The following is an 18,535-nucleotide window of genomic DNA, read 5'->3' as shown; positions in this document are numbered from 1 at the left end:
CCGTAGCGGGCCGGTGCCCGCACAATAGATGCGATGCCGGAATACGAATTTGTCGACGTGTACGTGCCTCGCGGTACCTCCCGCCAGGAGGCGACCCGCCTGTTGACCGATCATGCGGAATACGGGCACTGGGAGCTGGACCGGATGGCCCTGTACCGGGACGGCAGCCGCCGCGTGCGGTTGCGCCGCCGGATCATCCGTCAGGTCCGCGCGACCTGGTGACGCGGGCCCCCTGAGGGCGGGGCCCGCGTCGCAGTGCCGTCAGGCGGCGTTGCGGGCGCGCCGGTAGAGCACGGCTCCGGCCAGCAGCAGGCCGCCCGCGAGCGGGATTCCGGCGGTCATGACGTCACCCGCGCCGGTGGCGGCGAGTCCGGGCGTCCCGGAACCCGTGCCGGGTCCGGTGGGAGTACCTGGCGTGCCGGGCGTGCCGGGGGTCTGGCCGCCCGGAGTACCGGGATTGCCCGGCGTCTGCCCGCCCGGGGTGCCCGGGTTGCCCGGCGTCTGCCCGCCCGGCGTACCGGGGGTGTGGCCGCCCGGAGTACCGGGGTTCCCGGGCGTCTGCCCGCCCGGGGTACCGGGGTTGCCCGGGGTGTGCCCGCCCGGAGTACCGGGATTGCCGGGGACGTGCCCGCCGGGGGTGCCGGGGTTGCCCGGGGTGTGCCCGCCGGGAGTCCCCGGGGTCCCCGGATGGCCCGGGGTGTGTCCGCCCGGAGTACCGGGGTTGCCCGGGGTGTGTCCGCCCGGGGTGCCCGGGTTGCCGGGGTGGCCCGGCTCGTCGTCGCAGGGCTCGTCGTGCCCGCCGCCCGGGTGACCGGGGTGGCCCTGGTGCTGCGGCGCGCCGGACGTGTTGGCGCAGGTGTTGCCGAAGGCCGGGTTGAGCAGGCCGATCACGGAGATCGTGTTGCCGCAGGCGTTCACCGGTGCGTCCACCGGCGCCTGCACGTTGTTCCCGGACAGCAGGCCCGGTGAGTTCGCGGCGTGTCCGGACGCCCCGGAGTCGGCTTGCGCGTAACCGCCGCCCATCGCGAGGACGCCCCCCGCCGCCGCCATCGTGATCAGCGTCTTCCTCGTGACCTGAACCGGTCGTCGCATCTGTACTCGTCCCCTGGTGTGTACGTGTCGGTCGGCGCACAGGCCGTACAGGCTCCCCCGCCTGCCGCGCCGAAGAGGTGTGGTCCGGGCCGGAAAGCCCGGCGGCCCCGGAGCGCTGGGATGCGCTCCGGGGCCACTACTTCAGGCGCGTCAGGCGTTGACGCAGGTGTTGCCGAAGGCCGGGTTGAGCAGGCCGATCACGGAGATCGTGTTGCCGCAGACGTTCACGGGCACGTGGACCGGAACCTGGACGACGTTGCCGGACAGGACACCGGGGGAGCCGATGGCCGCACCCTGCGCGCCCGCGTCGGCGGCGGCGAGGCCGGCACCCGCGAGAACCAGACCACCGGTGGCAGCCGCAGCGGCGACAACCTTCTTGAGCATTGTTCCTCCTAGTAGGCAAGTGCGGTCCCAGCCGCGGACCGCACCACCTGTAACGAGGAGGGATCACCAGGGCTACGAGCGTATGAGTGCATTCACTCTTCTCAGTGGAATGCGCACACCCGCGCGATTTCGGGCCGTCAGGCGTTGTCGATGAACCGGTCGAGCACCCGCACACCGAACTTCAGCCCGTCGACCGGCACCCGCTCGTCCACCCCGTGGAACATCCCGGCGAAGTCGAGCTCGGGCGGCAGCTGCAGCGGCGCGAAGCCGAAGCAGCGGATGCCGAGGTCGTCGAAGGACTTCGCGTCCGTACCGCCCGAGAGCATGTACGGGACGGCGCGCGCGATCGGGTCCTCGGCCTTCAGGGCGCCCTGCATGGCGTCCACGAGTCGCCCGTCGAAGTCCGTCTCCAGGGCCTTGTCCCCGTGCACGTCCTCCCGCCTGACGCGCGGGCCGAGGATCCGGTCGAGGTCGGCGAAGAACTCGTCCTCGTAGCCCGGCAGGAAGCGGCCGTCGACGTGCGCCGTGGCCTGGCCGGGGATGACGTTCACCTTGTAGCCGGCGCCGAGCATGGTCGGGGCGGCGGAGTTGCGCAGGGTGGCGCCCACCATCTTGGCGATGCCGCCGAGCTTGGCGAGGGTGGCGTCCATGTCGTCGGGGTCGAGCGGGGTTCCGAGGGCGTCCGAGAGTTCGTCGAGGAAGTGCCGTACGGTCTTGGTGACGCGCACCGGCCACTGGTGGCGGCCGAGGCGCCCGACGGCCTCGCACAGCTCGGTGATCGCGTTGTCGTTGTTGGTCATGGAGCCGTGGCCCGCGGTGCCGTCCACCGTGAGCCGCATCCAGTGCATGCCCTTCTGGGCGGTCTCCACGAGGTAGAGCCGCAGGTTCTCGTTCACGGTGAAGGAGAAGCCGCCGACCTCGCCGATCGCCTCGGTGACGCCCTCCAAGAGCCCGGGGTGCTTGTCCACGAGGTGCCGGGCCCCGTACGTGCCGCCCGCCTCCTCGTCCGCCAGGAAGGCCAGCACGATGTCCCTGGGGGGCTTGCGGCCGCTGCGCATGCGGTCGCGGACGACGGCCAGCGTCATCGCGTCCATGTCCTTCATGTCGACCGCGCCGCGGCCCCACACGCACCCGTCGGCGATCTCGCCCGCGAAGGGGTCGTAGGTCCAGTCGGCGGCGTTGGCCGGGACCACGTCGGTGTGCCCGTGGATCAGCAGCGCGGGCCGGGAGGGGTCCTCGCCCTCGATACGGGCGACGGTCGAGGCGCGCCCCTTGTGCGACTCGAAGATCTGCGGCTCCAGCCCGACCTCGGCCAGCTTCTCGGCGACCCACTCGGCCGCCTTGCGCTCGCCCGGTCCCGAGTGGTCCCCGTAGTTGCTGGTGTCGATCCGGATGAGGTCCCGGCAGAGGTCGACGACCTCGTCCTCGCCGGAGACGTTCTTGCCCGTGCCCGATTCGCTCACGCTGCTTCCTCCCACTGATCAGTACCGGCTACGTCCCCATCCTCCCGCTCCGGGCCGCTCCGCCCAAGGGCGTTCCCCGGTCACCGGGGGGTGTGATCGGGGGCCCCGAATGTTTGGTAATGTTTTCCACGTCGGAACGGCCCGCGAGGGACGCGAGACAGACACCTTGTCCGGGTGGCGGAATGGCAGACGCGCTAGCTTGAGGTGCTAGTGCCCTTTATCGGGCGTGGGGGTTCAAGTCCCCCCTCGGACACAAGAGAGAAGGACCCCGCTCCGGCGGGGTCCTTCTTCGTTCTCCGGGTGTTACCAGGCTGCCAGCCGGTCGCCCTCGACGAGCTCCGAGACGAAGCCGTCGGGGCCGGTGGCGGGTGCGCCGAGGACCGTGACGCGGTGCATGACGCGGTCGACGTCGAGGTGGCCGAAGTCGGTCGGGGCGAAGTGGCAGGTGCTCCGGTTGTCCCAGAAGGCGATGCTGCCCGGCTCCCAGCGGAAGCGTACGGTGTACTCGGCGCTGGTCATGTGCTGGAAGAGCAGGTCGAGCAGGTGACGGCTCTCGATCTCGCTGAAGCCGACGATCCTGGTGGTGGAACCGGGGCTGACGAACAGCGCCTTCTCCCCCGTCTCGGGGTGTACGCGGACGACGGGGTGGACGGCGACCTGAGGGTCCTCACAGTAGATCTTGAGGATCTGCCGGTCGCGCTCGTCGGAGTGGCGCAGGTGGACGCCGGTGAAGAAGGCGTGTTCGGCCTGGAGCGTGTCCAGCAGGCCCCGCAGTTGCGGGGAGAGGCCCTCGTAGGCGGCCACGGTGTTGGTCCACTGGGTGTCGCCGCCGAAGTCGGGGGTGGTCTCGGCGCGCAGGATGGACAGGTCGGGCGGGTTCACGGCCTGGGTGAGGTCGCTGTGCCAGCCGGCGATGGGCGAGACCCACTTGCGGCGGTAGTGCTCCTCGAAGTTCTTGCCGTAGCGCTCGACGTCGGCCTTGGCGTCGACGGTGAGGACCTCGGGGAAGCCCTCGGGCGAGACGCCGTGCTTGGTGCCGGGGCGGCGGGTGAGGTCGCCGAAGCGGCGGCCGAAGGCCACGTGCCGGGCGTGGTCGAGCTCCTGGCCGCGGAAGAAGAGGACGCGGTGGGTGAGCACGGCCTGCCGGATCTCGGCGACGGTGGCGTCGTCGAGATCCTCGCGCAGGTCCACTCCGGACACCTCGGCGCCTATGCGCCCGGCGACCTGGCGGACGGAGATCCTGCTGGTTCGCTCGGTCTGGATCACGGTTCGGATCCGCCTCTCGGAAGAAGGGTGGGGAGGGTGGGGAGGGGCGATGCGTGGGAGGGGTGCGGGACCGCCCGCTCCGGCGTCAGCCGAAGTGGACGGTCCACTGCACCCACAGGGGCAGCAGGAGCAGGGACGCCAGGGAGCTCTTGACCACGAGCTCGGCCGACATGGCGACGTCGACGTCGTAGCGCTGCGCGAAGATGAAGAGGTTCTGCGGGGCCGGCATCGCGGCGATCAGGACGAGGTAGCTGAGCCACTCGCCCTCGACGCCGAAGAGGTACCGGCACACGGCCCAGGCGATGAAGGGGAAGGCCGCGCACTTGAAGGCGATGAGCCAGACCTCCTCCAGGGTGGTGCCCCGGATCGTGAGGCCGGCGCCGCCCAGGTGCAGGCCGAGGGCGAACAGCGCCACCGGGGAGGCGCTGTCGCCGACGAACGCGAAGCTGTCCAGGACCGCCTTCGGCAGGTGCACCGACAGCAGGTTGAGCAGGATGCCCGCGTTGCAGGCGAGGACCACGGGCGTCACGAGCGAGGCTCCGACGGCCCGGGCGAGCCGTACGCCGGGACCTCCGGTGGCCGGACGGCCCAGTTCCATGATCGAGATGACCACGAGGGACAGCACGCAGACCTGGAACAGCAGCACGGGGAAGATCGGTGCCGCGTTCCCGAAGAGCATGATGAACACCGGTACGGCGAAGTAGGCGGTGTTCACCTGCACGCCGGCCATGATCCGCAGCGCTACGCCCCGGGGGTCCAGGACCCCCGTCAGCCGGGCCACGAGGCCGATGACGACGACCGCGCAGCCGGCCGCTGCCGCGTAGCCGCCGATCGCCCTCCAGTCGAAGAGGGCGGCCAGGTCGCTCGCGTAGATGTTGCCGAACAGGTAGCACGGGACCGCGAAGAGGAAGGCGTAGTCGGCGAAGACCTTGGAGCTGTCCGCCGGCACCACCTTGCGCCGTGCGAGGAGAACGCCGCAGCCGAAGGCCAGGACCACCGGCAGCAGCTTCTCCAGGGCCGTCAGCGCCCCCATGCGTGCGGCACTTCCACCGGGCTGCGGCCTGCGATCAGGTCGTGGTATCCGGTGATCAGCCGCCCGATCACCTCGTTGCCGCGCAGGTCGTAGTGGTGGTCGTCGATGCGGGCGACGGGGAGGATCTCGCAGGCGGTGCCGCAGATGAACGCGCCGTCCGCCTCGGCGACGAACTCCGGGCCCAGGTCGCCGATCTCGTACGGGATGCCCTCGTGCCCGGCGATCGCCAGGACGCAGGCCCGGGTGATGCCGTCGATGGTGCACCGCGTGGTGGGGGTGTGGAGGGTGCCGCCCCTGGTGAAGAAGATGTGGGCGCCGGTCGCCTCCACGATGTGGCCGCGGTCGTCGAGGAGCATCGCGTCGTCGAAGCCCGCCCGCAGGGCATGGTTCTTGCTGACCGTGCCGATCATGTAGTTGCCGGCGGCCTTGCTCTTGACCGGGGCGTACTGCGGGGAGGGACGCCGGTAGTCGGCGGTGACCAGGGAGATGCCCGTCTGGAGGGCGTCGGCCGCCGCGTAGTAGCCGGCCGGGATCTCCCAGGCGGCCACCGAGGTGTGTACGGAGGTCTTCAGCGCGGCGGTCTGGATGACCTCGGAGCCGCGCCAGGCGTTCATGCGGACGTAGCCCTCGGTGATGCCGGCCGCGGCGACGACGTCGAGGGTCGCCCGGTGGAGCGTCTCGTCGTCGTGTTCGAGGTCGAAGTCGAGGATGCGGGCCGAGGTGCGCAGCCGTGCGATGTGCTCGTGCAGCATGAAGGGGGCGCCGGCGTAAACGCGTACGCCCTCGAAGACGCTGCTGGCGTAGTGCAGGCCGTGGGTGAGCACGTGCAGCGTGGCGTCGGCCCACTCCACGAGGTCGCCGTCGAGCCAGATCTGACCGGTTCGCTGGTCGAAGGGAAGCAAGGGGGACACCTCAGAGTGCAAGGTCGAAGAGCGGGTTCTGGAGGTCGCCGACGAGGGCGACGAAGCGCCGCTGGTGCGGGGTGAGGCTGCGCACGGACACGCCGTGCAGGGCGAGCGGGTTGATCGGGTACATGACCAGGGTGTTGCTGCGGTAGGGAACGGTGGTGACCTCCTCGACGTACTTCGGGTCTATGTCGAAGCGGTTGTCGCCGTACTCGGAGGCGCTGGTGGTGAACTTGTGGGCGCCCTCCCGGTACTTGTACAGCACGAGGTCGCCGCCGTCGGCGTCGTCCTGCGTCTGGCGCATGTAGAAGAGCCCGCCGAAGAGCTTGTGGGGCTTGTCCACGTGGGGGCCGCGGTAGGCGGAGGGGCGGCCGGTGACGGCCGAGTTGATGACGGCGGTGCAGTCCATCAGGATGTCGTGGGTCTCGAAGCCGTCCCGGTTGCGGCGGCCTACGCGCAGGTCGCGCAGCGGGCCGCACTGCTCCTCGGCGTCGGGGAGGTTCGCGAGCAGGTCTTCCCGGAAGAGGTCGAGGAACTCGGCGTAGAACCCGGGCGACGCGTGGTAGGTGACGAAGTCCTTCCACACCCGGGCCATCTCCTCGTCCTGGAGGATGTGCTCGGACATGTAGTTGTAGCGCTCGTTCGAGGTGATCTCCTTGCCGATCCGGGTGCCGATGTATTCGGCGGTCGGCATGGACGCGGACAGCGCATCGTACAGGTCCTGGGGAAGCGCGTCACGGATCACGATGTGCGGGAACGGGTCGCGCCGGATGTCGTCCTTGGTGACTCCGGCCAGCAGGGAGCGGATGGGCGGGACGGACTGCGTCATGTCTCTTCTCCTCGGGTGGGGGTTCGGGCGGGGATCGGTTCGGGCGGGGATCAGGGGGTGAGGTTCCTGACGGACAGCCAGGTCTCCAGCATCAGCAGCGACCACAGGACCTCGGCGGTGTGGGCGCCGGGGCTCTCGGACTGCATGCGGAACAGGTCGTGGACGACGTCCTGGCGGAAGTGGTCCCGGCACCGGGCGCCGGGGCCCAGGAGGGTGTCGCCGATCAGCTCGTGGAGCGCCTCGCCGGGCTTGATCATCGCTGCGACGGGGAGGGTGAAGGGCTGTTTGGGCCGTTCGATGACGCTGCGCGGGATCCAGCGGCGCGCGGCCTCGGAGACCGGTGCCTTGACGGTGTCGCCGACGACCTTCAGTTCCGTGGGCAGGGCGTGCGCGAACCGCGTCACGGCGGGCTGGAGGAAGGGGATCCGGGCCTCCACCGAGTGCGCCATGCTCAGGTGGTCCACGCGGCGCAGGATGTAGTACGGAAACCGTTCCGCCTGGTCGTAGCGGAGCAGCGTCTCCAGTTTGTCGTGGGTCCGCGAGCGGACGCGGCGATCCAGTTCGTCGCCGGCGCGGTCCGCGAAGAAGCCGCCGTCGGCCTCGACGTGGGCGCGGTACTCGGGTGTGTAGAGCCGCCGCAGGGTGCTGGTGCCGACGGCGGCCATGGTGTCCTGGTAGCCGCGGTGCCAGCCGGCGTCGCCGTCGCGGGCGGCCTTGACGAAGCGGGCGTAGCCGCCGAAGAGTTCGTCGGCTCCGTCGCCGGTGAGGGCGACCTTGAACCCGGCGTCGTGGACGGCTTCGAAGAGGGCGAAGGTGCTCAGGCTGTGCGGGGCGTTGTTCGGCTGGTCCAGGTGGCGGACGAAGCGGTCGACCAGGGCGGGGAAGTCCGCCGGGTCGAGCAGGACCTGGTGGTGGCGGGTGCCGCAGTGGCGGGCCACCTCCTCGGCGAAGTGGCGTTCGTCGCTGGGCCAGGTGCCCTTGTAGGCGACGTTGAAGGAGGCCAGGTCGGGGACGAGGCCTGCGGCGATGGCGGTGGTGTAGCTGGAGTCGAGGCCGCCGCTGGTGATGACGCAGACGGGTACGTCCGCGTCGAGCATCCGGGTGAGTTCGTGGCGCAGGATGCCGTCGAGGAGGTCCGCGGCCGCGCCGAGGGTGGGCCCGCCGTCCGGCCAGTCGACCTCGGCGGGCGGGAGCGGGGTGCGGGTGAGGGTGATGCGGCCGTCGGCGAAGCGCAGTGCCGTGCCGGGTTCCATGGTGCGGACGCCGGTGTGGATGGTGCGGGGGCCCCAGACGGCCTTGCCGCCGAGGTAGCGGTCGATGGCGAGGGGGTCGACGGCGTCGGGGAAGTCCGGGAAGCGGGACAGGCCCTGGAGTTCGGAGGCGAAGGAGAGCCGGCGGCCGTCGGCGGAGAGGTGGTAGTAGAGGGACTTCATGCCGGCGTGGTCGTTGAAGAGCTTCAGGCAGGGTTCGCCGCGCAGGTCGACGAGGGCGATCGCGAACATGCCCTCCAGCCGGGAGACGAAGGCGTCGCCGTACCGCTCGTAGAGCGGCAGCAGGACGTCGCCGTCGCAGTCGCCCTCGAAGGTGTGGCCCTGGGCGGCGAGTTCGGCCCGCAGTTCGCGGTGGTTGTAGATCTCGCCGTTGAACACGCAGGTCATGTCGCCGAGGACGAAGGGCTGCCGGCCGTGGCCGATGCCCTGGACGGCGAGCCGGTTGTTGCCGAGCGCCCAGGTTCCGGCGGTGTGGAGGGTCTGCTCGTCGGGGCCGCCCGGGTGCATCGCGCGGGCGACGGCGTGCAGTGCGTCGCGGTCGACGGGATCGCCGCCGAAGTGGCCGTAGATGCGGCACATGCTGTGTGACCTCTGTCTGTGGACTGGCGGGGCGGGCTTACGGGCCGACGGGCGTCAGCCGGGCGCCGACGGGGCTCTGGCGGGCCTCGGGGTGGTGGCGGCCGAGGAACTCGGTGACGATCTCGACCTGTCGCAGGATGTCGTCGAGCTGGCTGAGGCTGGGGCTGACGCCGTGTCCTTCGAGGGCGCTGTTGCCGGTCTTGAGGTAGATCGGGGCGGCCACGCGGACGAACTCGGGTGCCTCGTAGGTGCGTACGAAACCGCCGGACATGCGGGGGTTGTCGACGTGGCAGTCGAGCGGGATGGACACCGCCTGGCGCAGCGCCGCGATCATCGGGAGGGTGAGGTCGCGGACGGGGTTGAAGCTGTCCGCGCCGAGCATCTCCAGCATCTGCGCGGAGGCCGCGTTGCCGTGGCCGCAGTGGGCGGAGACCTTGAGGTGGATGTCCTCGGGCAGGTCACCGGCGGTGCGCAGCCGGTTCAGCACCCACAGCAGGCCCTCGTCGTAGACGACGAAGCCGCGTACGCCGAGTTCGAGGCCGCGTTTGACGTCCTCGACGGCCCGGACGATCTGTTCCTGGCCGCGGAGGCGGTAGCCGATGCGGACGCCTTCGGGGGTCTGGACGCTGCCGCCGGTGTCGTAGCTGGCGCGGGGGCCGACCGACATCAGGATCTCGGCCCCGTACTCCTGGCCGAGGGCGACGTAGTCGGCGATCTCGCGTGCCGTGTGGCGGTACATGCCGCGGGTCTCGGTGATGCGGTTGATCGAGAAGCCGCGGCGGCCGCTCTCCGACAGGAGCGTCTGGGCGGCCTGTACGGAGTTGACGGTGGGCACCTCGATCCTGAAGTGGCAGCCGTCGTCGAAGGTCTTGCCGGAGCCCTCGCCGGCGGAGGGGTCGGCACCCGGCAGTCCGAGGCGGGCGAGCTGGGCCCGGGTCTCGTCGAAGAAGGGCGTGGTGGCCGGCGTGGTGGCCGGCGTGCTCGCCGTCGTCGTGGTCGTCATCTCGTCACCTCGATGCCGAGCAGGTCCGCCGTCCGTCCGACGATCTGCTCAGCGATCCCGATCGATGTCGCGTGGTCGGCGTGGACGACTTGTACCTCGCCGAAGTTCCCGAGGTTGCCGCGGCAGGCGGGCAGCACGTCGCCGTCCGGGAAGCGGACCGTGAGCGCGTGCAGGGCATCCCCGTACTCGGTGGCGGCCCACTCCAGGTCGGGTACCCGGTCCGGGCGGGGGACGGGTTCGGCGGCGCCGAACCAGCGGACGGTCGCGTACCGGTCGAAGGCCGGGGCTACCGGCTCCACCTCCTCGTCGAGGTGGATGCGTACGAGCAGTTCGAAGATGTCCCCGCCGCCGGCGAGCCGGAAGAGGTTCGGCAGGCAGGAGCCCATGATGCGCGGGTTCAGTTCGATGAGCCGGGGGCGGCCGTCGGCGCCGAGCATGATCTCCACGTGGAAGACGCCCAGGCGCAGGTCGAGGGTCGTGACGACGGCTTCGGCGAACTCCATGACGCGGTCGTGGTCGTCCGGGCCGAGGGCGGCGGGGATGGTGGTGCCGGTCTCCAGGGCCTCGTGCCGGTGCCAGGTGGAGCGTTCGCTGACGGCCAGGCGCAGGAAGCGGCCGTGGGAGAGGCCGATCTCGGCGGAGAGGAAGCGGCCGGTCAGGTACTCCTCGACGAGGATGCCCGCCTCGTAGGTGGTGCGGTCGGCCTCGGCGCGGGCCATGACCTCCCGCAGGTGTGCCTCGTCGGCGACGACGTGGGCGCCCTCGCTGGCGGAGCCCCGGGCCGGTTTGACGACGACGGGGTATCCGGTGGCCCCGGCGAACGCGGCCGCCCCGGCGAAGTCGGCGACGACGGCGTGGCGGGTGGCGTCGACTCCGGCGGCGGCGAGGAGCTCGCGGCAGCGGTGCTTGAGCTTGGCGTCCCGGGCTCCCCGGGCGCCGGTGAAGGGGATGCCGATCTCCTCGGCGATCCGGGCGACCGGGACGACGAGGGCGTCGACGGTGGCGACGAAACCGTCGACGGGACGTTCGCGGTGGACGGCGAGGACGAGCTCGCGCAGGGCCTGGTGGTCGGTGTGGTCTTCGAGGACGTGCACGGTGTCGACGAACGCGCCGTAGGGCGAGGCGTCGAAGTCGATGTTCTGGGACTTCTCCATGCGCAGGGAGCGGATGAGGGTCACCTCGTGGCCCAGTCGCCGGGCCGCCTCGAACGCCGGGGCGTTGCCGGTCTTCCAGGTGACGAACAGGACGTGTCTGCGGGTGGGGTGCGGGGGTGTGTGGTCTGTCATCGGGTCGTCTTCCTCGCGAAGCGCTGTCCGATCCGGACGAAACCGGGTACGCGGGTTCCGGGCGTGGGGATGAAGGAGATGGAGCCGGCCAGGATGTTCTTCTGCGACATGGAGCTGAAGCCGCCGGCGCCGGAGAGCACGAGGTCGCCCTCGTCGAGCCGCAGCCAGCTGCCGTCGCCCTGGCGTTCGGAGTACTCGTAGCCGAGGTGCTCGACGCCGCGCAGGACGCGCAGCCGGTAGCCGTCGGAGGCGTACAGGCCCGCGCAGTCGTCGAGGTCCAGGTCGAAGGGGCGGCCGGTGCGGATCAGGCCTTCGCCGGTCAGGGCCCGCAGGAGGTCCTCGTAGAGGCCGAAGGCGGGGTAGGCGTTGGCCAGGAGGAGCAGGAAGCTGCGCTTCTCCGGGAAGATCTGGATGAAGTTGTGGTGGCCGCTGCCGTTGGAGTTGAAGCCGAAGGCGGTCGGTCCGAACATCAGCCAGCCGAGGCCCCAGGCGTGCATGAAGTGGTGGCCGGGGACGTCGATCTGCGGGGTGCGCATCTGTTCGGCGAGGCCGGCGGAGAGCAGCCGCTCCCCGCTCGGGGCCACGCCGTCCCGGAGGGCGAGCAGGGCGATGCTCGCGAGTTCGGGAAGGGTGAGGCAGACGGAGAACGAGCCGGCCGCGTCGTCGGCGACGGTCTGGGGCGGCGGGTCGTGGCGCACGTAGCGCTGCAGCGTCTCGCTCCACAGGTATCCGGCCGAGACGGTGGCACCGTAGTGGCCGTCCTCGGTGAGGGTCTCGGGGATCGCCTCGATGCCGAGCGGGGTGAGCATCAGCTCGTTGACGGCGCGGCGCCAGGGGACGCCGAGGACCTTCTCGATGAGGGCGGCGACGATGGACGTGCCGCAGGCGGAGTAGGCGAAGACCTCGCCGGGCTCGAAAAGCTGTCCGTAGCCGGCGAAGGTGTCGAGGTAGCGGTCGAGGTCCGGGAGGTCGGTGTCGTGCCAGACCTCGTAGGAGTCGTCGATGCCGCTGGTGTGGGACAGGAGCTGGCGCAGCGTCACGTCGACGGTGCGGCCGTCGCTGCGCCGGAACGCCTGCGGGAGCAGGGTGGTGAGGGGTTCGTCGAGGGGGAGCAGGCCGCGGTCGACGAGCCGCAGCGCGGTGAACGCCAGCATCGGCTTGGTGATGCAGGTGACGCGCTGGCGGGAGGTCTCGTCGCGGGGCCTGCCGGTCTCGATGTCGTCGACGCCGTGGTAGGTGAACCGGAGGGTGCCGTCCGCGTAGACGGCGGCGCCGGCTCCGGGGACGCCGTGGCCCCGGCCGGACTCGTGGAGGGTCTCGGCTACGGCGTCCTGCAGCCCGGCGGATCCGATGGCGGCCGTGGCGGCGGGTGCCTGGGCGCGCTTGTGGCGCAGCAGCCGGGCCTGGGACTCCAGGGTGCGGTGTTCGTAGATCTCGGCGACGCGCACGGTGCGGCCGACGGCGTCGCCGAGGCGGGCGGCCAGCAGGTTGGCGAGCAGGGAGTGGCCGCCGATGGAGAAGAAGTCGCGGTCGGCGGCGAGGTGGGCCACGCCGAGGAGGTCGGTCCACACGCCCGCGACGACGGCCTCGTCGGGGTCGTCGGTGGTGAAGCCGCCGTCACCGCCGTCGGTCGCGGTCCAGTCGACGTCCCGGGCGGCGAGCGCCTTGCGGTCGACCTTGCCGTTGGGCAGCTGGGGCAGCCGCTCCTCGACGATGATCTTGGACGGCTGCATGTAGTGCGGGAGCTTGCGGCGCAGGTGATCGCCCATCGCCTGGACGGCGGGGTCCCCGCCCTCCAGGCCCACGTAGCAGACGAGGCGGGTGTCGTCGTCCTTGCGGACCGCGAGGGCGGCGACGTCGCGCAGTCCCACGACCTCCCGCAGGACGGACTCGATCTCGCCGAGCTCGATGCGGAAACCCCGGACCTTGACCTGGTTGTCCCGGCGGCCCATGAAGCGCAGTTCGCCGTCCTCGGTCCAGCGGGCCAGGTCGCCGGTGCGGTACAGGGTGCCGGGCGGCAGGGGCGCGGGGGCGGGGACGAAGGCGGCGGCGGTGCGCCCGGGGTCGTTGATGTATCCGCCGGCCAGACCGTCGCCGCCGAGGTGGAGTTCGCCGACGGCTCCGCGGGGGACCAGCCGGCCGTGGGCGTCGAGGAGGTAGGCGACGGTGTTGTGGACCGGGACGCCGATCGTGGGGCTCTGGGTGACGGGGCCGGTGAAGCACTTCCACGTGGAGTACGTGGTGTCCTCGGAGGGTCCGTACAGGTTGTAGAGCCGTTCGACGGCGGTGGCGGCGAAGGCCGCGTTGACGAGTTCCTTGGCGAGGGGTTCGCCCGCGACGTTCAGCACGGCGGTGGAGGCGGGGACGGCGGACCGCTGCAGGAGCACGTTGAGCGCGCTGGGCACGGTGTTGACCAGGGACGGGCGCAGGGTGTCGTCCTCGGTGAGGGCCAGGACGTTGTCCACGACGACGACGCAGCCGCCGGTGGTCAGCGGGGCCCACAGTTCGAACACCGAGAGGTCGAAGTTGAGCGAGGTCGCGAAGAGCACGCGGGCGAGGTCTTCGGGCCCGTAGGTGTCGCGGGCCCAGGCGAGCAGGGCCACCACGTTGCGGTGGCTGATGACCACGCCCTTGGGCAGGCCGGTCGAGCCGGACGTGTAGATCAGGTGGGTGGTGGCGGCCGGGTCCACGGCGAGGGCCGGCGGATCGGGGAGTTCGGCCGCGGCCTTCTCCCAGAGCTCGCCCCACGCCAGCGCGGTCGTGTCCACGGCGGTCAGCCACGGTGCGGGGCCGCCGCCGGCCGTGTCGTCGTGGACGACGCCGGCCATGTCCGCCGTGGCGGCGATGCCGCTCAGCCGGTCGGCGGGGTAGGCCGGGTCGAGGGGGACGTAGGCGCAGCCCGCCTTGTGGAGGGCGAGCAGCAGGCAGACGGTCCGGTGGGTGCGGGCGACGGAGACGCCGACGCGCGATCCGGGGGTGATGCCGTGGGCCAGCAGGGCGCGGGCGATCCGGTTGGCCTGTTCGTCGAGCTCGCGGTAGGTGAGGGCGACGCCCCGCCACTCCACGGCGGGGGCGTGGGGGGTGCGGGCCGCCTGGGCCTCGACGTGGGTGTGCAGTGCGGTGTCGCGGGGACGGGGCCGGGCGGTGGCGTTGAGGTCCGTGAGCAGGTGGCGGGTCTCCGGCTCCGACAGCAGGGCCAGGTCCGCGACGGGGGCGGCGGGGCGGCGGCAGGCGTCGAGGAGCAGGGTCCGGTAGTTCGCGGCCATCCGGGAGATGAACCCGTCGGCGAACAGGGTGGTGTCGTAGACGAGGGCGAAGCGCACCGCGTCGGGGGCGTGCTCGACCTCCAGCAGGAGGTGCAGGCCGTCCGGGCGGGCGCCCGCTCCGGCTTCCGCCCGGGGGGCCTCGTGGCCGGCGAAGCCCACGCGCAGGCCGGTGCCGAGGGCGGCGTGGACGTCGGGGGTGCCGGGGGCCTCGGCGGCGGGGGCGCCCGGGGTGTCGGCGGCGGGGGTGTCGTCGGCGTCCGGGCGCCCGGTGGCGGCGCGGTACCGGGCGGCGAGGGCGGCGGTCAGCTCCGCGAACGTGACGTCCTCCCCGATCCGGGAGCGGACGGCCACGGGAGGGGCTCCGGCCGGTCCTCCGGAGCGGGCGGTGACGAGGTCGTCCTGGCCGCTGTACCGGTGGATCAGGAGGGTGAACGCCGCGTTGAACAGCTCGGCGGCTTCGAACCCGCGCGCCCCGACGAACTCCGCGAGTGGCTGGAAATCGTCGCCCGTCCAGGAGTACGTCCCCGACAATTCCGTCACCTCGCCGCCCGGGTCCCGGGTCGGGAGCTGGAGTGCCGGAGCCGCCGTCCGCCCCTCTTCGGGACCGGCTGATGCGACGGTATGCAATTCGGCCACCGACGTGATTCCCCTCGTTCGACTGCATTGTTTCGGTCTGCGGGTACGGCGGAATTCACCCCCGGCGCGGTGCGGCCTGCCGGGGAAAAGCTTCACGGAATTCCCGACGCCCCGACGAATTCGCGCACGCCACTGCTCCCCGGGGCCCGGGGTGGGCGGCACGCGGAATACGGGCGTGACCCGTGTGTGAAATGTGTGCGGAATGTGTACGGAATGCGGGCGGGTGCTGACGGCTGCCGGCGGGACGGCGGGACCGCCCCGGGAACCGCTACGGGACGCGGACGGGCGCCCCGGACGGATCCTGCGCGGGCCGTCTGCGCGCGGCGCGGGAGGCGACCAGGGGCATGAGGGCCCCGACCGAGGCGAACCCGACGCCCATCACGAGCCAGCCGACCGCACCGTGCTCGATCGCCAGCCAGGTCAGCACCGCCGGCGCGATCATCTTGCCCAGGTCGGCGCCCATCGCGGCGGTGCCCTGGTACTGGCCCTGGGCGTGCTCCGGGGCCAGCCCGAAGGACATCCCCCAGCTCCCGGCCGACTGCCGGATCTCCCCCAGGACGTGTGCGAGCGCGCCGGCGAAGAGCAGGACGCAGGCGACGGCCGCCGAGGCCCCCTCGGTGAAGGCGAAGACCACGCAGGCCACGCCGAGGCACAGCGATCCGCTCCGGGCCGCCCGCGCCGCGGCGGACGGTTCGTCGGTCCCGCGCGCGGCTCTGACCTGGAGCAGGACCACGGCGACGGTGTTGGTGATCAGGATGGCCGCGATCATCCAGCGGGGTGCGCCGGTGTGGTGCAGCACCCAGAGCGGGAGCACCACGTCGAGCAGCAGGTTGTGCATGGACAGCAGGCCGTCCAGTACGACGAAGGCCAGGAAGGGCCGGTCCCGCAGCACCACCAGCGCCGGGCCGGGCCGGGCCGGCTGCGCCGGCACGGCCGGGAGCAGCAGCGTGAGCAGGCCGGTGACCAGGTAGGTGGAGGCGTTGAAGACGACGGCGGCCCGGTAGACGGCGGGGCTGTCGGCGACCAGCACCAGCCCGGCGAGGGCCGCGCCGACCGAGACGCTGACGTTGCTGCTGGCCCGCAGGTAGGCGCGGACGGAGACCCGGTCCTCGGGGGCGACCAGCCCGGCGATCATGGCCATCCTGGCGCTGCGGCTGGCGCTGTACGCGATCGCCTGCACGGACAGCACCAGCAGGTACTGCCGGAATCCGTCGACGAGCAGGAGCGCGGCGGTCAGCGGCCCGAGGGCGAGGAAGGACCAGATCTGGACGGCCCGCGGGCCGATCCGGTCGGCCAGGTGCCCGGTCGGGGTGCTGAGGGCCAGGGCGACGCCCGCGGCGACGCCGACACCGATGCCGAACCGGCCCGGCGAGAGCCCCAGGACGGACGTGGCGTAGATGGCGTTGAGCGCCATCCACAGGCCCTGTCCGAGCGTGTGCACCAGCGTGATGCCGGTGAGGGTGCGTGCGGATCCCCGGGCCGGGAGCAACCGGCTCAGCATTGCCGCACCGAGTCGCCGACGCGGCGACCGGAAAACCGTACGGGCCTCGGGCCGAATTGCCCGGACCATTTCTCGACCGTCAGGATCACTGACACCGTTCCGTACCCCTCGTTCAGCACCATTGCCAACGACAAGATTCGGGAATTTCCCCCGGAGCGCCCGTCCAAGATCGTTGGCCGGGCACGAAGACCCATTAGAGACAGCGTCACAGCGGTACGTCCAGGGAATGCGTTGTGGCGCTCGTCACATGCGAATACCCCGGCCGTCGGCGGTAAATTCTTGGCGAAATTCTCCGGAGGAATGCCGCGAACGTCCCGACTACCTGCGGGTAGGGAACGGCCGGTACGACGAGAAGGCCCCCGCACCGGTGTGCGGGGGCCTTCTCGTCATGGGGTCGCGGTCGTGGGCCGTACGGTGCTTCCGTACGGCGGCGATCCGGCCCGTCAGTCGCCGGAGCGGGCGGCGGCGATCTCCGCCACCCGGCCCCGGACCAGGAACCAGCCGCCGACCAGGGCCGCTCCGATGACCGGGACGAAGAGGATCGTGGTGCGGCCGACGCCCCCGTCGCACCACATCAGGACCAGGACGGTGACCAGGAAGACCAGCGTCACGATCTGGGTGTACGGGGCCCAGGGCAGGCGGTAGGACGGCCGCTCCAGGAGGCCCTGGCCGGCGCGCCGCCAGAAGTGGAGCGAGCACAGCATGACCATCGCCCAGGTGCCCAGGATGCCGAGCGAGGCGAAGTTCAGGACGATCTCGAAGGCGTCCTTGGGCATGAAGTAGTTCAGGCCGACGCCCGCGACGCCGAAGGCGGCGGTGAACAGGACCCCGCCGTAGGGGACCTTGCCCTTGTTCATGACGCCGGTGAACTTGGGGGCGGAGCCGGAGACGGCCATCGAGCGCAGGATGCGGCCGGTGGAGTAGAGGCCGGAGTTCAGGCTGGAGAGGGCCGCGGTCAGGACGACCAGGTTCATGATGCCGGCGGCACCGGGGACGCCGAGCTTGTCGAAGACCGTGACGAAGGGGCTCTGGTCGCCGGAGTACTCGGTGTACGGGAGCAGCAGGGCCAGCAGGACCACGGAGCCGACGTAGAAGAGGCCCACGCGCCACATGATCGAGTTGATCGCCTTGGGCATGATCTTCTCGGGGTTCTCGGTCTCGCCCGCGGCGACGCCGCAGAGCTCGACTGAGGCGTACGCGAAGACGACGCCCTGGATGACCAGGAGCATCGGGAGCACGCCGGACGGGAAGATGCCGCCGTTGTCGGTGATGTTGTCGAGGCCCGGGGTGTGGCCGCCGATGTCGTGGCTGGTGGCGACGAGGTAGATGCCGACGATCAGGAAGACCGCCAGGGCGGCCACCTTGACCAGGGAGAACCAGAACTCCATCTCGCCGAAGTACTTCACCGAGATCAGGTTGGCGGTCAGCACGACGGCCAGGGCGATGAAGGCGAGCACCCACTGGGGGACGTCGGTGAACATCGACCAGAAGTGCGCGTAGGTCGCGGCGGCCGTGATGTCGGCCACGGTGGTCGTGGACCAGTTGAGGAAGTAGAGCCAGCCGGCGGTGTAGGCGCCCTTCTCCCCCATGAACTCGCGCGCGTAGGAGACGAAGGCTCCGGAGGACGGGCGGTACAGGACGAGCTCGCCCAGGGCCCGGACCACGAAGAAGGCGAAGACTCCGCACACCGCGTAGGCGATGGCGAGGGAGGGGCCGGCGCCGGCGAGCCGGCCGCCCGCGCCGAGGAACAGGCCGGTGCCTATCGCTCCGCCGATGGCGATCATGTTGATGTGGCGGGACTTGAGGTCCTTGCTGTAGCCCTCGTCACCGGCGTCGACATGGCGGGACGACGCCTCGGCGGGGGCCTCGGTCAAGGTGCGGTCACTCATTCGGGACTTCGCCTTCGTGGTTCGGACAGGCAGATCCGGGGCGCGTGCGGGGGAGCTGGGTGGTGTCCCCCGTGCCGCGTTCCGGTGAATTTGTCGCCCCAATAGACCATGAGGCTCCGCTACCCGCCAAAA

The 18,535-nt window shown here is 71.3% G+C and carries 14 protein-coding genes and 1 tRNA gene; 2 read left to right on the top strand and 13 right to left on the bottom strand.

Annotation, left to right across the window (positions count from 1 at the left end):
* Nucleotides 1-33 precede the first annotated feature (33 nt).
* Entirely contained in the window at nucleotides 34-222 is a 189-nt protein-coding gene (locus OG295_RS27405; RefSeq protein WP_356223034.1) for a DUF5703 family protein, read from the top strand.
* 39 nt (nucleotides 223-261) lie between these two features.
* Here the strand turns inward: OG295_RS27405 and OG295_RS27400 are convergent, their stop codons facing one another.
* From OG295_RS27400 to OG295_RS27390, 3 genes are all read right to left on the bottom strand, one after another.
* Nucleotides 262-1,092 (bottom strand): chaplin, encoded by an 831-nt coding sequence (locus OG295_RS27400; RefSeq protein ID WP_371679300.1) that lies wholly within the window; start codon nucleotides 1,090-1,092, stop codon nucleotides 262-264.
* A 150-nt stretch (nucleotides 1,093-1,242) separates the two neighbouring features.
* On the bottom strand, nucleotides 1,243-1,476 hold the full coding sequence (chpH, locus tag OG295_RS27395) for a chaplin ChpH (RefSeq protein WP_030238980.1): 234 nt from the start codon (nucleotides 1,474-1,476) through the stop codon (nucleotides 1,243-1,245).
* A 137-nt stretch (nucleotides 1,477-1,613) separates the two neighbouring features.
* Nucleotides 1,614-2,939 carry a M20/M25/M40 family metallo-hydrolase gene (locus OG295_RS27390; RefSeq protein ID WP_371679299.1) on the bottom strand — a complete coding sequence of 442 codons (1,326 nt, stop codon included), beginning with the start codon at nucleotides 2,937-2,939 and terminating at the stop codon, nucleotides 1,614-1,616.
* A 168-nt stretch (nucleotides 2,940-3,107) separates the two neighbouring features.
* Between OG295_RS27390 and OG295_RS27385 the strand changes: the two genes are divergently transcribed.
* A tRNA-Leu gene (locus OG295_RS27385) sits at nucleotides 3,108-3,192 on the top strand.
* Between the two features lie 50 nt (nucleotides 3,193-3,242).
* On the opposite strand, the gene OG295_RS27380 is transcribed toward OG295_RS27385, so the two are convergent.
* The 10 genes from OG295_RS27380 to OG295_RS27335 form a co-directional block, all read right to left on the bottom strand.
* Nucleotides 3,243-4,205 (bottom strand): TauD/TfdA dioxygenase family protein, encoded by a 963-nt coding sequence (locus tag OG295_RS27380; protein WP_371679298.1) that lies wholly within the window; start codon nucleotides 4,203-4,205, stop codon nucleotides 3,243-3,245.
* A gap of 85 nt (nucleotides 4,206-4,290) precedes the next feature.
* The gene (locus OG295_RS27375; protein WP_371679297.1) at nucleotides 4,291-5,238 is read right to left on the bottom strand and encodes an AEC family transporter; all 948 of its coding nucleotides are present in this window, start codon (nucleotides 5,236-5,238) and stop codon (nucleotides 4,291-4,293) included.
* Nucleotides 5,226-6,149 carry an aminotransferase class IV gene (locus OG295_RS27370; RefSeq protein WP_371679295.1) on the bottom strand — a complete coding sequence of 308 codons (924 nt, stop codon included), beginning with the start codon at nucleotides 6,147-6,149 and terminating at the stop codon, nucleotides 5,226-5,228. Before OG295_RS27370 ends, OG295_RS27375 begins: the two co-directional genes overlap by 13 nt.
* Nucleotide 6,150: 1 nt before the next feature.
* Nucleotides 6,151-6,972, bottom strand: a complete 822-nt coding sequence (locus OG295_RS27365) for a hypothetical protein (RefSeq protein WP_371679294.1) — start codon at nucleotides 6,970-6,972, stop codon at nucleotides 6,151-6,153.
* A 50-nt stretch (nucleotides 6,973-7,022) separates the two neighbouring features.
* On the bottom strand, nucleotides 7,023-8,822 hold the full coding sequence (asnB, locus tag OG295_RS27360) for an asparagine synthase (glutamine-hydrolyzing) (RefSeq protein ID WP_371679293.1): 1,800 nt from the start codon (nucleotides 8,820-8,822) through the stop codon (nucleotides 7,023-7,025).
* 37 nt (nucleotides 8,823-8,859) lie between these two features.
* On the bottom strand, nucleotides 8,860-9,825 hold the full coding sequence (locus OG295_RS27355) for a peptidase (protein ID WP_371679292.1): 966 nt from the start codon (nucleotides 9,823-9,825) through the stop codon (nucleotides 8,860-8,862).
* The gene (locus tag OG295_RS27350) at nucleotides 9,822-11,111 is read right to left on the bottom strand and encodes an ATP-grasp domain-containing protein (protein WP_371679291.1); all 1,290 of its coding nucleotides are present in this window, start codon (nucleotides 11,109-11,111) and stop codon (nucleotides 9,822-9,824) included. Before OG295_RS27350 ends, OG295_RS27355 begins: the two co-directional genes overlap by 4 nt.
* Nucleotides 11,108-15,013 carry an amino acid adenylation domain-containing protein gene (locus tag OG295_RS27345; RefSeq protein ID WP_371679290.1) on the bottom strand — a complete coding sequence of 1,302 codons (3,906 nt, stop codon included), beginning with the start codon at nucleotides 15,011-15,013 and terminating at the stop codon, nucleotides 11,108-11,110. Before OG295_RS27345 ends, OG295_RS27350 begins: the two co-directional genes overlap by 4 nt.
* A gap of 268 nt (nucleotides 15,014-15,281) precedes the next feature.
* Nucleotides 15,282-16,514, bottom strand: a complete 1,233-nt coding sequence (locus OG295_RS27340) for an MFS transporter (RefSeq protein WP_371679288.1) — start codon at nucleotides 16,512-16,514, stop codon at nucleotides 15,282-15,284.
* Nucleotides 16,515-16,957: 443 nt separating this feature from the next.
* A complete protein-coding gene (locus OG295_RS27335; RefSeq protein WP_371679287.1) occupies nucleotides 16,958-18,403 on the bottom strand; it encodes an amino acid permease in 1,446 nt (481 codons plus the stop codon).
* Between the last annotated feature and the right edge of the window lie 132 nt (nucleotides 18,404-18,535).

This window comes from Streptomyces sp. NBC_01276 (assembly GCF_041435355.1).
In the GTDB taxonomy this organism is placed as follows: domain Bacteria; phylum Actinomycetota; class Actinomycetes; order Streptomycetales; family Streptomycetaceae; genus Streptomyces.
The sequence above is the reverse complement of the archived record's forward strand: the minus strand, read 5'-3'. Positions and strand labels throughout refer to the sequence as shown.